Here is a 15677-nt window from a genome sequence, read left to right as displayed (position 1 = left end):
AAATGAAATTTATGTAAAATATTTAAATAAATATACCGATTGTATTCTAATTATGATATTATTAAAAATATAATAATTTATAATCATAAAAATTTAGGAGGGAAAACTATGGACGGTGAATCGGTCCTGACCAACAATTATTTATTTCAAATTTCAATACTATTTTTATTAACAGCAATTAATGCTTTTTTTGCATCAGCAGAAATGGCTATAGTATCTTTGAACAAAAATAGGATGAAGATGCTAGCTAATGAAGGAAATAAGAAAGCTGCTATTTTGTACAAACTGATAGAAGAACCAACAAATTTCTTATCTACTATTCAAGTAGGAATAACATTGGCTGGATTTTTTGCCAGTGCTTCAGCTGCAACAGGAATATCTCAAGATTTTGGACAATTCTTAAGTAATATGGGAATACCATATGGAAGTGAGATAGCATTTGCAGGAGTCACAATTATCTTATCTTATTTCACATTAGTATTTGGAGAATTGGTACCTAAAAGAATAGCACTAAAAAAATCAGAAACTATAGCAATGTTATCTCTTAAACCAATATTGCTTATAAGTAAAATAGTGTTACCTTTTGTGAAGATTCTATCTATGTCAACTTATTTAATAGTTAAACTTTTAGGATTAGATAGTGAAGGTGATGAGCAGAGGGTTACTAAGGAAGAAATTAAATCACTGATAGAAGAGGGCGAAGAATATGGTGCAATAAATGAAAGTGAGAAAGACATGATAGAAGGTATCTTTGAATTTAATGATAAAAAGACAGAAAAGATAATGATACCTAGAACAGAAGTTTATTGTATAGATATAGAAGATGAATTAGAATCATATTTAGATGAATTATTAGAATCAAAATTTTCTAGAGTTCCAGTATATGAGGAAAGTATTGATAATATAATAGGAATCCTTTATATAAAAGATTTTATAATAGAGGCTAAGAAAAAGGGATTTGAAAATGTCAATATTAGAGAAATACTTCAAAAGCCATACTTCGTTCATGAAGGGAAAAATATACATTCATTGCTTAAGTCAATGCAGTCATCTAAAATGCATATGGCAGTAGTAATTGATGAATATGGTGGCTTCTCAGGAATAGTTACAGTAAAAGATTTAATTGAAGAAATTACTGGTGAATTAAATGACTGTGACGATGATGATGATGATGAAATAAAGCAAATAGATTCAAAAACATTTTTAGTAGATGGAATAACGCCACTAGATGAAATAAATGAAAAACTTCAATTAGAACTAGAGTGCAAGGAAGTAGACACATTAAGTGGTTTTATTATAAATTTAATTGGAAAAATCCCATCTAAAGAAGATGAGATGGATATTAATTATAAAAATATAAACTTTAAAATAGATAAATTTAATGAAAAAAGAATTGAGAAGATATTAATTAACATACTTGACAATAATAATCAGACAAGTATATAATTTAAAAAAATAAATATTTCTTATCAAGATAGGTGGAGGGACTGGCCCTTTGAAGCCCGGCAACCAATAAAATTATTCATTTATTATTTTATATGGTGCTAATTCCTGTAGTCATTTTAGACTAGAGATAAGAGAAGAGTTTATAGAGCATGATTTTGTTATGCACTAGAGATTTGTTCTCTAGTGCATTTTTTGCTTTACTTATTATTAGTTTTGAGTTTTTGTTCACGATAATCAGAAGGATATAGACCAACATTTGATTTGAATACACGACTAAAATAAAATGCATCTTTATAACCTACTAATTCACCAATTTTCTTGATTTCTAATTCTGGTTGATTCAGTAAAAGTTGCTTTGCTTTGTTTATTCTAATTTTTGTGATGTATTTAAGTGGAGTTTCTCCAATATGTTTCTTAAAGATTTTGCTTAAATACTCATTTGTGAATCCAAATTTATCAGAAATATCATTAATTGAAGTTATTGATGAATAATTGTTAATCAAATAATTTTCAAGTAATTTGCTTAACCTTTCTGGCTTTAAGTTATGTGGATCAATTGAGAAGCTAGCTTCTTCTTTATTTTCTGAATCAAGCGAAATTAAAATGTTTTGAAGAGAAGAGTTTAACTCATCTATTTTTACTGGTTTTAAAAGAAAATCTTTGGCTTCGTATTTAAGTGCAGTTTGGGCATATTTGAAATCATTATATCCACTAAGTACCATTGTCTTTATATATGGATAGTTATGATGGATATATTTTATTAACTCTAATCCATCTGAACGAGGCATTCTAATATCAGTAATAACAATGGATGGGCATAAATCATTAACCAAGCCAATAGCATCTTCTCCATTATTAGCTTCGCCAACTAACTCAAGAGGAATGGATAAAGATTCGATTTTTTTAATTAGATTTTTTCTAATAAGATGTTCATCTTCTACTACAATATACTTATATTTGTGTGTGGTCATTATAAAACTCCTCCTTATTTGTATAAATTGGACCTCCAATTATAAATACTGTCTTACCATAAATTGAATTATCTATATAAAAGATACTTTCATCTCCATAAAGAATCTTTAAACGAATATATACGTTTTTTAATCCCATACCGCCTATTTTCAAAGACTTTAGCTCTTTGTTTTTATCTAGATTATAGAATTTAGATAATAATTCTATACGTTTATCATTGGTTAAACATCCGCCATTGTCTTCAATACAAATTATCCATTTTTCATCTTCAATATTTGAGCTTATCTTAAGATACCAAGGTGGAGAAGCGCTGAAGCCATATTTAAAGGCATTTTCAACAAATGGCTGAACTATTAATTTAGGAATAAATATGTCTTTTGTATTTTCATTAATATCTGAATGGTATATAAAATCATTACCATATCTTATTTTCATACATTCTATATATTGCTCTGTAAATGAAATTTCTTCAAATAAAGAAACTATAGTCTCATCACTAGTACTTATATATCGAAAATAACTGCAAAGAGAATCACACATACGTACTATATCATTATTCATGTTTTCTTCTGCCATAACACTTATATTCGTTAGACTATTATATAAGAAATGAGGATTTAATAATGATTGAGTAGCTTGTAGCTTTGCTCGTGTTTCTTCAGATTTTAATAATAAAATTTCATGTGAAGAATCTCTAAGTTTGCTATACATATCTATAAAGGATGTGTACAATTCAGAGATTTCTTGAATATTTGAATGAATAGGAGTAATTATAGTTTCGTTTTCATCAAGTACATTGTTAATTGTTATTTTTTTAGTAGCATGACTTAAATTGCTTAAAGGGTGTGTAATTCGACTAGAAATAATGAAACATAAAATTAGTGTAGATCCAACTGAAAGAAAAATTATAACTATAAAGCTTATTTTAAAAGAATTTAATGATTCAAAAACTATATTTTTAGGTTCACTTATAACTACTGTCCAATTATATGGCTGAATTTTTTCATATGATACTAGAAATTCCTTCATGTAACCTGTATTCACAAATTGAGCAGAAGATGGGATGAGTGAATTTTCATTAATTAATTTTAAGTAGTTTATGTTATCATCTTCTTTAACGTTGTATGGATATATTAGTTCGTTATTTTCGTTATATACATAAAATGATGTAGATGGGTTTTTCTGCTGTAATTCTGAAATTAAAGAAAATACAATATCGCCATCCTGTATTACCTCAACTATTCCTTCAGCTTCTCCACTGCTGTCAAAAAATAAGCGAGTTAAAGTGATATATTTAGATATTCCAGTATATAAATTTTTGCTATTTGGAAGAGTTGATATTGTGGATATATGCTTAGATCCATTTTTATTTATAGTTGGTTCATACCAAGGTAATTCGGCTAAATTAATTTGAGTTACCCCTTGAAAATAACCAGAACCGATGCATGTCCCATTTAATGTGTAAATATTTACTTGGGTAGCAGATTGAAATGGGCCTATAATAGCAGTAATAATATCATATATTAATAAAACGTTTTCTCTTGATGTTGAAAATGTTGATGTATTTAGTTCATTAGAATTATAATTCTTATAAAAGCTAGTAAAATTCTTTTTTAATGCATTTGAGTAAACAATATTCATGGATATTGTAGACATATTATTTAATTCACTATTTAATGAGTTCTGTATAGAAGTACATAATGATTCGGATTTTATTTTTGAATCACTTACTATATTATCCTTGTAAAATGAGTAAAAACAAATGAAGAAAATTGATAGTAATGTTGTTACTAAAAGCCCGTAAATAAAGAATAAATAAGTCTTTTGAGAATAATAAAATTCACGCTTCATTTTTTAGCCTCCTTTTAATGTGTATTATATAATACAGTTCAAAAAAGTGCAAAGGAAAGTTCTGTTTTGTCTATGTAATATAGGTGATGTAAATGATATCATAAAGCTATGGACAATGATAAACATGGTAAATGAAAATATTAAAAGGATGGAGGTATTTAATATGGTAAAAGGTTTAAAAAAAGTGTTAAGTGCTATTATGATGGGGGTAATGGCAGGGAGTATTCTTACAGGATGTGGAGGCTCATCTGATTCGTCAGCTTCTGGCAACGGAAGTTCTGTAACGTTAACTTTTGGTTCTCATCAATCAGGTCTTCCAACATCAGGAGTGGTACAAGATTTAGCGAAAGAATTTGAGAAAGAGACAGGAATAAAGATAGACTTTCAAATTTCACCAGATGCCCAATGGCGTGATCTTTTAAAGGTAAAACTAGACTCAGGTGAAGCACCAGATATATTTTGTGCAGATGCTGATCCATTAAATTTAGTTACTAGGGTAAATCCAGAAAAATATTGTGTGGATGTAACTGATCAAGAATGGGTATCAAGAATGGATCCAAATGTTATTCCATCAATTTCATATAATGATAAGGTATATGGTATAACATTCCCGGGAAAGAAAATGTATTTTTATGTGTACAATAAAGAAATATTTGAAAAGTTAGGATTAGAAATTCCAAAGACATATGAAGAGTTTAAAAATGTATGTCAAAAAATCAAAGATTCGGGAACAACTCCTATTTATGAAGGAACTCAAAATGGATGGCATCAAGTTCTTCCATTATTTGAAACAGGAGCTATGTATCAAGCAAAGCATCCTGACTTATATGAAAAGCTTAATAAAAACGAAGTTGACTTAGATTCTGTTCCAGAATTATTAACAATAATAAAAGAATTAAAGGAATTTTCTGAGTTAGGATTTTATGGTGATGATTATTTAAGTAATTCAGTTGAAAATGCTAAAGAAGCTATGGCAAATGGTAATGTAGCAATGTTCATGGCTGAATCAGCTTGGAGAGATGAAGTAAAAGCAGATTTCCCTGATTTTGATGTTAGTAAGTTAGGCATTTTTACAATGCCTTGGGGTGATAATCAAACAATTGGTGTAAATCCAGCTAGTAATGCTTATTTTATAAATAAAAATGGAAAAAATGTAGATGCTGCATTAAAGTTCTTTGAATTTTTAGCAAAACCAGAAAATTTACAAAAACGTTTAGATGGACAACCAGGATTGTCAGAAGTATGCTGGCCTGAAATAAAATCAAAATATTCAGATGAAGACCAAGCTTATATTGATTCTTTGGAAAAAGGCATGGTTGTTCAAGCTGGTGTTAAATATGTTGATAGCCAATGGATGGAAGTTGGTAAGGATTTAGAGTCTATGTATACTGGTGCTATGACTCCAGAACAAGTACTACAAACAATAATAGATAGAAGGACAGAACAAGCAAATTTACAAAAGGATGAGTATTGGACAAAATAATCTTTGACTATGTACAAAGTTTAGAAGTTATTAACAATATAATAATGAGCAGAAATGATTTTTTATATTAAGGTTTGCTCATAGGGTTCTGCAAAAAAATGAATAATGAAGGAATGAAAATAATAAGTTTGATTTCCTTCATTGTCAGCAGGACTATTAAATAAAAAATTACTAAAAATAGGAGGCATAATTATGGACAGAAAAAAGTTATATCCATGGTATTTTACAAGTGGTGCATTAGTCATATTCTTTTTACTTTGCTTTTTACCAGGAATTATAGGTATTTTTTATTCTTTTACTGATTGGAATAACTTTTCTAGTGAAGTGAATTTTGTTGGATTAAAGAATTATATAGAAGTATTTAGAGGTAAACCAGAATATCGCACATATATTTGGAATACGGTTATATTTACAGTAGTCACAACAGCATTAAAAACAATAGTAGGGTTAGGATTAGCACTTTTATTAACGCAGAAAATAATAAAATTCAAAAATCTTCATAGAATGATTATATTTTCTCCTCAAGTAATGTCTTATCTAGTAGTTGGTCTTGTTTTCAAAAGCATGTTACATCCAACAACAGGTTTCTTAAATAATTTCCTAAGAACAATGGGCTTAGATATTTTAACAAAAAATTGGTTAACAGACTTAAAGGTTGTATTCCCAACTGTAATGGCAGTAGATACTTGGAAAGGTATGGGATATATAATGGTTGTAATAATAGCTGGGATAATGTCAATTGCACCAGAGTATTATGAAGCAGCAAGTATTGATGGAGCTACATTCTGGCAAAGATTTAAGAGCATAACATTACCTTTATTAAAACCAATTATTGTGAATGTTACTGTACTTAACGTAACATATGGCTTTAGAGTATTTGATATGATCTATTCACTAACAAATGGTGGACCAGGAAATGCAACTGGAGTAATTAATACGGCAGTATATAAAGAATTTTCAAAAGGAAATTATGCAATGGGTACAACCTTGTCTAGTATTCTATTCTTTATATTACTACTACTGTTATATTATATTCTTAAATCCATGGAAAATAAGGAGGTTGAAGCTTAATGAAGAGTTCAAAGAAAACTATAAAGTCAATAGTAGCAAATACTGCAACAATATTTATAAGTTTAATAATATTAATACCATTAGTGGTTTTATTTCTTAACTCCTTTAAGACACAGGGAGAATCTAATAAGATGTCTCTAGCCTTACCAAGTACATGGCAGTTTGAAAATTATAAGACAGTAATTGAGCAAGGAAAGCTAGTATCTTCATTTTTTAACAGTCTTCTATATGCAACAGTAAGTGTAGTAATAATAGTAATTGTAGTATCAGCGGCAGCTTTTGTTATTGCTAGAAATCGTAAAGGCATAAATAATCTTATCTACTACTTTATTATTTCCGGTATAGCAATACCAATTAATAATGTTGCATTAATGAAAGTTTTGCAAGCATTAAATCTTGTTAATACAAGAATTGGAGTTATATTAGTTTATGCAGCTATAAATATACCACTTAGCTTATTCTTATGCTATGGATTTATATCAACTATTCCAAGAGAGATAGATGAAGCGGCAGTAATTGATGGATGTGGTCCAATTAAATTATTTGTACAAATAATATTACCTTTGTTAAAACCTATAATGTCAACATTATTTGTTTTAAATTTCATGGCTGTATGGAATGATTTCACAATGCCATTGTATTACTTAAATAATTCAGCAAAATGGCCAATGACTCTAGCAGTTTATAACTTCTTTGGAGCATTTGAAAATTCATGGAATCTAGTTAGTGCAGACATTATGCTAACATTACTTCCAGTATTAATAGTATTTATTTTAGGTCAAAAATATATTGTTGGAGGAGTAGCAGCAGGATCTGTAAAGGGATAAAAATTAATATATCTTCTAAATGATTTAATAAAAAATAGTGAAAATTATAAATTTAGAAAAGGGATATTATAACATAGAATACGATTTTTAAATCAGGATTATATTTATGAAAAGGAGAGAACTTTATGAAATTTAGTAATGGATGTTGGTTAGATAAAGAAGGAGTAAAAATTTATAGCCCAAAAGAAGTTCATAGAATAAAAATAGAAGGAGATACATTAACAGTATCTGCACCTTGTACTAAAATAAATACAAGAGGTGATACTTTAGGAGGTGCGGTCATCACATATAAGATTACATCACCAATGGAAGATGTAATTAGAGTTAGAGCATATCATTTTATGGGAGAACAAAAGAAATCACCTAGTTTTGAAATACATGAAAACAAAGATACTAAAGTATTAATTGAAGATAATGAAAATGAAGTTATATTTAAATCTGGAAATACTAAAATGATACTCAGTAAAGAAAAATGGGAAATGGCATTCTATAAAGGTAATAAAAAATTAACTTGTAGCGAAAATAAAGGACTTGCTTATATCAAAACTATACAAGAGGAAGATTTTATAAACATTGTAGAAGATGGTGTTTATATGAGAGAGCAGTTACGTTTAAGTGCAGGAGAACTAGTTTATGGGCTAGGAGAAAAGTTTACAGCCTTTGTTAAGAATGGGCAAACTATCGACGTATGGAATGAAGATGGAGGAACAAGTACAGAACAATCATATAAAAATATTCCGTTTTATATTACTAATAAAGGCTATGGTGTATTTGTAAATCATCCAGAAAAGGTATCATTTGAAGTAGCATCAGAAAATGTTAATAAAGTTCAATTTAGTGTTCCAGGAGAGTGCTTAGATTACTTTATAATTGGTGGAGAAACAATGAAAGAAGTTGTTAAGAATTATACAACATTAACAGGAAAGCCGGCATTACCACCAGCATGGTCGTTTGGATTATGGCTTACAACATCATTCACTACAAATTATGATGAAGAAACAGTAACAAGCTTCGTTAATGGAATGGCAGAACGCGATATTCCACTTAGAGTATTTCATTTTGATTGTTTCTGGATGAAAGACTTTAACTGGTGTAATTTTGAATGGGATGATGATGTGTTCCCAGATCCAGTAGGAATGCTTAAGAGGCTTAAAGAAAAGGGATTAAATATATGTGTATGGATAAATCCTTATATAGGACAAGAATCAAAGCTATTTGAAGAAGGAATGAAACATGGTTATCTTTTAAAGAAACCTAATGGAGATGTATGGCAATGGGATATGTGGCAACCAGCAATGGGATTGGTTGATTTTACAAATCCATCAGCATGTGAATGGTATTCAGGAAAGCTTAAAGAATTAATTGATATGGGAGTAGACTGTTTTAAAACTGATTTTGGCGAACGTATACCTACAGAAAATGTACAATACTTTGATAAATCAGATACAAAGAAAATGCACAACTACTATACTTATATGTATAATAAAGTGGTATTTGAAACACTTAAGAAATACAAAGGTGATGATCAAGCTGTATTATTCGCAAGGTCAGCTACAGCAGGTGGACAACAATTCCCTGTACACTGGGGAGGAGATTGTGAAGCTGACTATGAATCTATGGAGCAAAGTTTAAGAGGTGGATTATCATTGTGTATGTCTGGATTTGGATTTTGGAGCCATGATATAGGAGGCTTTGAGAGCACATCTACAGCTGATGTTTATAAGAGATGGGTTGCATTTGGATTACTATCATCTCATAGTAGATTACATGGAAGTAAATCATATAGAGTACCATGGTTATATGATGAAGAAGCTTGTGATGTAGTTAGATTCTTCACTAAATTAAAATGTAGCATAATGCCTTATTTATATAGAATGGCAGAGATAACTCATGAAACTGGTATTCCAGTTATGAGATCAATGGTTTTAGAATATCAAGATGATGATGCATGTATTTATTTAGATAAACAATATATGCTTGGAGAATCAATTTTAGTAGCACCTATATTTAATGATGAAGGTAAAGCAAAATACTATTTACCAGAAGGAAAGTGGACAAATTTCATCACTGGAAAGAAATATGAAGGTGGAAGATGGATTAAAGAAAAACATGACTACTTAAGTGTACCTATGATGATTAAAGAAAATAGTATTATTGCAGTTGGTGCTGAAGATAGTAAACCTGATTATGATTATAGAAAAGATGTTTCATTATTAGCATATGAATTAAAAGAAAATACTAAAGCATGTGCAAAAGTTTTTGATATGAACAATGAAGAAAAACTTTCTGTTGAGGTTTTAAAGAATGGTAATAAAATAGTAATTGAATCAACAGGGACAGAGGAAGAATGGACATTGGTATTAAAAGATGTTGTTAATGTAGAATCTGTAGAAGGTGCAGAATTTATATTAGAAGAAAATGATACCAAAATAAAAATTAACTCTGGAAACAGCAAAATATTTTGTATATTAAAATAAAATGTAGTCTTTTTTATAAAGGTGTAATTAAAAAAATTTATTTTTAGTTACATCTTTATCTATTTTTTTGATATATTACTTTATAGCATACATAAAAACATATAGTGAAAATATTTTTAAATAAAAAGTAGACAAACATTGTTAAGTAAAATAAAATTCCCAGAATTTAAGAATTTAAGAATTTAAGAATTTAAGAATTTAAGAATTTAAGAATTTAAGAATTTAAGAATTTAAGAATTTAAGAATTTAAGAATTTGCTTATTTTATGAGGTCTAGAGGGGATTTTTTTAGGAAACACTTACTCATATTAGTAGAAACGTATTTTTCTTGCAGAAAAATGCGGGCTTTACCACTAAGTTCGTACCTCACTAAGTGTTAAATGCTAGCGATTCGCACTAAATGCAAGATTTGAGATCCATGCCTAAGAATACAATAATATAAATTCTTAGGAATATAAGAATATGCTCATTTTATGCTGACTTTATTATAATAGATTAATAATTGCTATAATTAATATTTTTCATGGGAATAATAATAGGGACAATTTTTATGCTTTGAAATTTAATTATGTAAGGAGAATTTAGTTATGAGTGAAGTATTATCTTATAATGAGTATTTATTAGTAGAGCCAGATGGAACATGCAAGGGATTTACTGATTATGAAGGGGCAAAATCATATGTAAATATGTATTATGAAAGATTTATTGATCATAAAATAGTAAAAAATGATTATAATGACTTGACTGATATTGGAGGAGAAGCACCAAGAGTTAATATATGTACTCAAGCAGGTGCTGAGACAGGAATTTGCAAAATTTATAAGATAGATGATTTTATAAAAAAGATAGAATCAGATATAGTATTTGAAGAGGAACAAGAAGAGATAATATCAAAATTAATCCAAAAGGATATAGATTTTAATATAAATGACTACAATCTAGATTTGGTTTTAGCAGATATTGAATCGGTTGATATTATGGAACCATATGGAGAAATGAAATAAAATTATTATTCTACCATAATAAAAAGTATATATGATACATTTAGATAAAATACTAAATTTATAAGAAAACATGTATCGAAATGTTAAAAAAATAAAGAATTTAATAACAATTAGATAAATAATCTTCAAAAAACTTATCTTAAAAAACCAGAGTGGAAAAATTTTTTTATATTATTGACATAGATTATTTACAGTAGTAAACTTTAACGTAACAACAAAAAATTAATATATCCTTTAGCAAAAAATGCTGAGAAGGAGAAAGTTATAAAAAAGATAAAAAGTTTCAGAGAGTCGATGGCAGGTGAGAATCGATACTTTAATTTTATAATTATCACTCCAGAGCAGAATCCAGAAAGAGAATTTAATTCTTGAGTAAAAGATATCCGGTGTGCATCCGTTATATGCAAGGGTTTGTTAGAACCTAGTGATATTATGTAAGGCGGAAATTTATCCCACTTCTTATGATTTATATCATTAAGGGTGGGTTTTTTTTAACTATTTTTGAGGAGGAATTATATGGATAAGCATGTGTTGTCTGTGTTAGTTAAAAACTCATCAGGGGTGCTTAGCAGAGTAAGTGGTCTTTTTTCTAGAAGAGGATATAATATCGATAGCTTAACTGTAGGAAGAACTGAAGATCAAAATATTTCTAGAATGACTATTGCTTTGAACGGAGACGAAGATGTATTAGAACAAGTTAAGAAACAATTGAATAAGCTGGAAGATGTTATATGTGTAACGGATTTAAATGACAATGAATCAGTGTATAGAGAGCTAGTGCTCATAAAGGTTAGGGCAAATGCTGAAAATAGGGCAGCAATAAATGAAACTGTAAAAATCTTTAGAAGTAAAATAATAGATCTTTCTACGAATACATTAACTATTGAATTAACTGGGGATGAAGATAAAGTATCAGCATTAATAAGTCTTATGGAAGAGTATGGAATAGAGGAATTGGTTAGGACTGGAATAACAGCTCTTCAAAGAGGGGAAAAAACACTAAAGAAAAGTGTTGAAGAATTAGATTTAGAGTAATTTAAGCTGTAAAAATTAATGAATGGCAATAAGTTAAGGGGGAATTCAATATATGGACAAGCGGTCGGTAAAAATATTTGATTCTACTTTAAGAGATGGAGCTCAAGGCCATGGAATTTCATTTTCTTTAGAGGATAAGATAAAAATAGTAAAACTACTGGATGAAATGAAGATAGATTATATTGAAGCTGGAAATCCAGGATCTAATCCCAAAGATATGGAATTCTTTAAGCTAATAAAGACAATAGATTTAAAGCATTCAAAGGTTGTTGCTTTTGGTTCTACTAGAAGACCAAATATTAAAGTAGAAGATGATAAAAATTTAAAAGATTTACTTTCTGCAGAATGTGATACAGTTGTTGTATTTGGCAAGTCATGGGATTTTCAAGTTACGGATATAATAAAGACAACCTTGGATGAAAATTTAGAGATGATAAAAGATACAATAAAATATCTTTCAGATAAAGGGAAAAAAGTAATATTTGATGCAGAACATTTTTATGACGGTTTTAAGGCTAATAAAGAATATGCAATGTCAACAGTAAAATCTGCCGAAGAAAATGGGGCAATGGCAGTTGTACTGTGTGATACAAATGGTGGAATGCTTCCAGAAGAAATAGCGAGTATTACTAAATTTGTGAGAAGCCAAGTAGATATTGAAATAGGAATCCATAGTCATAATGATATGGGAATGGCAGTAGCAAATTCTATAGTAGCAGTGCAGTCAGGTGCAAATCAGGTTCAAGGAACTTTTATTGGAATAGGGGAACGCTGTGGAAATGCTAATTTAAGCAGCATAATTCCAATACTAAAGTTAAAACTTAATTATAATGTGCTTGGAAATAATGAATTGGGGGAATTAACAAAAACAGCAAGAGCAATTTCAGAAATATGCAATATTACATTAGAGGATCAAAGCCCATTTGTAGGAAATTCAGCATTTGCTCATAAAGGTGGAATGCATATTGATGCAGTTACAAAATCACCTAAATCATATGAGCATATAGATCCTAAATTGGTTGGAAACAAAAGACGATTTTTAGTGTCTGAAGTTAGTGGGAAAAGCACTATATTACAGGAAATAAGAAAAGTCTTTCCTAATATATCTAAAGATGATAAAGAAGTTCAAAAGATTACTGATAGGCTGAAGGACTTGGAATTTGAAGGATATCAGTTTGAAGGGGCAGAAGGAACTGTAGAACTTATAATAAGAAAAATTATTGGAAAGTATAAACCGTTCTTTAAATTAAATCATTTCAAGATAATTGGAGAACAGCCTTATAATTCAGAAGAATTTAGTTCGACAGCAGTAATAAATATTACAGTTGATGGACAGACTGAAATGACAGCTGCAGAAGGTGAAGGCCCTGTAAATGCATTAGATAAGGCAATAAGAAAGGCATTAGAAGTATTTTATCCAGAACTAAAACAAACAAGACTTGTAGATTATAAAGTTAGAGTTTTAGATTCTGAAAGTGCTACAGAAGCAAAAGTTAGAGTTTTAATTGAATCAACAGACGGTATAGAAAATTGGAGTACAGTTGGGGTATCCAGAGACGTAATTCAAGCTAGTTGGATAGCTTTGGTAGATTCAATAGAATATAAATTAATTAAAGATATTCAAAGAAAATTAGAAACATATTTTTAAGGAGATGATTTTAAGATGGGTATGACAATGACACAAAAAATATTAGCAGCACATGCTGGATTAAAAAGCGTAAAAGCCGGACAATTAATAGAAGCAAATCTAGACTTAGTATTAGGAAATGATATTACAACTCCAGTAGCTGTAAATGAATTTAAGAAATTTGGAACAGATAAGGTATTTAGCAAAAGCAAAATAGCTATAGTGCCAGATCACTTTACTCCTAATAAAGATATAAAGGCAGCAGAACAAGTAAAATATATCAGAGAATTCGCAAATAAGATGGAAATAGAAAATTTCTTTGAAGTTGGAGAAATGGGGATAGAACATTGTTTAGTACCAGAAAGAGGATTAGCTGTTGCAGGTGATGTAGTAATTGGAGCTGACTCACATACTTGTACTTACGGAGCACTTGGAGCTTTCTCAACAGGAATAGGATCAACTGACATGGCAGCTGGAATGGCTATAGGAAAATGTTGGTTTAAGGTTCCCTCAGCATTAAAGTTTGTTCTTAAAAATAAGCCAGCTAAATGGATAAGTGGTAAAGATATAATCCTACATATAATTGGAATGATAGGTGTTGATGGTGCATTATATAAATCAATGGAATTTGTAGGAGATGGATTACAATATCTTTCTATGGATGATAGATTCACAATGGCTAATATGGCTATTGAAGCAGGTGGAAAAAATGGAATTTTCCCTGTAGATGATAAAACAGAAGAATATTTAAAAGAACATGCACAGAGAGAATGGAAGAAGTATGAAGCAGATGAAGATGCAGAATATGATGAAGTATATGAAATTGACTTAAGTACATTAAGACCGACAGTTTCATTCCCTCACTTACCAGATAACACAAGAACAATTGATAATACTGGCGATGTTGAAATTGATCAAGTTGTAATTGGTTCATGTACAAATGGTAGAATTTCAGATTTAAGAGTTGCTAGAGATATATTAAAAGGTAAGAAGGTTAACAAGAAAATAAGATGTATTGTTATTCCAGGAACTCAAAAAATATATCTACAAGCTTTAGAAGAAGGAATTATTAAAGATTTAATTGAAGCTGGAGCTGCTTTTTCTACTCCAACTTGTGGACCATGTTTAGGTGGACATATGGGAATATTAGCAAAAGGTGAAAGATGTGTATCAACAACAAATAGAAATTTTGTAGGAAGAATGGGACATGTTGAATCGGAAGTTTATCTTGCAAGTCCAGCTGTTGCAGCAGCATCTGCAATAACTGGAAAAATAACTGATCCAGAATTAGTGTAGGAGGTATTTAGTAATGAGCGTAAAAGGTAGAGTATTCAAATATGGAGATAATGTAGATACAGATGTAATAATTCCGGCAAGATATTTAAACACATCAGATGCTAAAGAACTTGCAGCACACTGTATGGAAGATATTGATACAGAGTTTGTAAAAAATGTAACTGATGGAGATATAATTGTAGCGAATAAAAACTTTGGATGTGGTTCTTCAAGAGAACATGCTCCGCTTGCAATAAAGACAGCAGGGGTAAGCTGTGTTATTGCATCAACATTTGCAAGAATATTTTATAGAAATTCAATAAACATAGGATTACCAATATTAGAATGTGATGAAGCAGTTAAGAATATTGATGCTGGTGATGAATTAGAAGTTGATTTTAAAACAGGATTAATTAAAAACTTAACTAAGAACCAAGAATATCAAGGAGAAGCTTTCCCTGAATTCATGCAAAAAATAATCGATAATGATGGACTTATTGGATATATCAGAAACAATAAGTAGAAGTAAAACAAAGGTAAGTAAGCATAGTTAATATAAATAAGCAAAAATAGAAGCTAAACATATTTATTTACAATTCACAGTTAAATA

At 29.6% G+C, this 15677-nt stretch carries 12 protein-coding genes and 1 riboswitch; of the genes, 10 read left to right on the top strand and 2 right to left on the bottom strand.

The features are described 5' to 3' along the window. Window positions 1-108: 108 nt before the first annotated feature. Window positions 109-1446 carry a hemolysin family protein gene (locus tag BN2920_RS02750; protein WP_058293508.1) on the top strand — a complete coding sequence of 446 codons (1338 nt, stop codon included), beginning with the start codon at window positions 109-111 and terminating at the stop codon, window positions 1444-1446. 17 nt (window positions 1447-1463) lie between these two features. Next, a riboswitch (SAM riboswitch) is annotated at window positions 1464-1580 on the top strand. Window positions 1581-1643: 63 nt separating this feature from the next. Here the strand turns inward: BN2920_RS02750 and BN2920_RS02745 are convergent. Together BN2920_RS02745 and BN2920_RS02740 are read right to left on the bottom strand one after the other, a co-directional pair. Then, a complete protein-coding gene (locus tag BN2920_RS02745; protein WP_097919246.1) occupies window positions 1644-2420 on the bottom strand; it encodes a response regulator transcription factor in 777 nt (258 codons plus the stop codon). Beyond that, complete coding sequence (locus BN2920_RS02740; protein WP_058293506.1) at window positions 2398-4269, bottom strand: cache domain-containing sensor histidine kinase; 1872 nt, start codon at window positions 4267-4269, stop codon at window positions 2398-2400. Before BN2920_RS02740 ends, BN2920_RS02745 begins: the two co-directional genes overlap by 23 nt. Window positions 4270-4432: 163 nt before the next feature. Here BN2920_RS02740 and BN2920_RS02735 point away from each other — a divergent pair, with 163 nt between their 5' ends. From BN2920_RS02735 to leuD, 9 genes are all read left to right on the top strand, one after another. Next, on the top strand, window positions 4433-5752 hold the full coding sequence (locus tag BN2920_RS02735) for an ABC transporter substrate-binding protein (RefSeq protein ID WP_058293505.1): 1320 nt from the start codon (window positions 4433-4435) through the stop codon (window positions 5750-5752). A gap of 192 nt (window positions 5753-5944) precedes the next feature. Continuing rightward, window positions 5945-6823 (top strand): carbohydrate ABC transporter permease, encoded by an 879-nt coding sequence (locus BN2920_RS02730; protein ID WP_058293504.1) that lies wholly within the window; start codon window positions 5945-5947, stop codon window positions 6821-6823. Next, a complete protein-coding gene (locus tag BN2920_RS02725) occupies window positions 6823-7650 on the top strand; it encodes a carbohydrate ABC transporter permease (RefSeq protein ID WP_058293503.1) in 828 nt (275 codons plus the stop codon). Before BN2920_RS02730 ends, BN2920_RS02725 begins: the two co-directional genes overlap by 1 nt. 125 nt (window positions 7651-7775) lie before the next feature. Then, entirely contained in the window at window positions 7776-10127 is a 2352-nt protein-coding gene (gene yicI, locus BN2920_RS02720) for an alpha-xylosidase (protein ID WP_058293502.1), read from the top strand. A 586-nt stretch (window positions 10128-10713) separates the two neighbouring features. Continuing rightward, window positions 10714-11130 (top strand): hypothetical protein, encoded by a 417-nt coding sequence (locus BN2920_RS02715; RefSeq protein WP_058293501.1) that lies wholly within the window; start codon window positions 10714-10716, stop codon window positions 11128-11130. Window positions 11131-11646: 516 nt separating this feature from the next. After that, the gene (gene ilvN, locus BN2920_RS02710) at window positions 11647-12165 is read left to right on the top strand and encodes an acetolactate synthase small subunit (protein ID WP_058293500.1); all 519 of its coding nucleotides are present in this window, start codon (window positions 11647-11649) and stop codon (window positions 12163-12165) included. Window positions 12166-12217: 52 nt separating this feature from the next. After that, on the top strand, window positions 12218-13813 hold the full coding sequence (cimA, locus tag BN2920_RS02705; RefSeq protein ID WP_058293499.1) for a citramalate synthase: 1596 nt from the start codon (window positions 12218-12220) through the stop codon (window positions 13811-13813). Window positions 13814-13828: 15 nt separating this feature from the next. Next, a complete protein-coding gene (gene leuC / locus BN2920_RS02700) occupies window positions 13829-15088 on the top strand; it encodes a 3-isopropylmalate dehydratase large subunit (RefSeq protein ID WP_058293498.1) in 1260 nt (419 codons plus the stop codon). Window positions 15089-15101: 13 nt separating this feature from the next. Next, a complete protein-coding gene (gene leuD / locus BN2920_RS02695; RefSeq protein ID WP_058293497.1) occupies window positions 15102-15590 on the top strand; it encodes a 3-isopropylmalate dehydratase small subunit in 489 nt (162 codons plus the stop codon). Window positions 15591-15677 lie beyond the last annotated feature (87 nt).

Origin of the sequence: Clostridium neonatale, from assembly GCF_001458595.1 — a bacterium.
Classification (GTDB): Bacteria; Bacillota; Clostridia; order Clostridiales; family Clostridiaceae; genus Clostridium; species Clostridium neonatale.
Note: the sequence above shows the minus strand (reverse complement) of the source record. Positions and strands in the feature narration are given on the sequence as shown.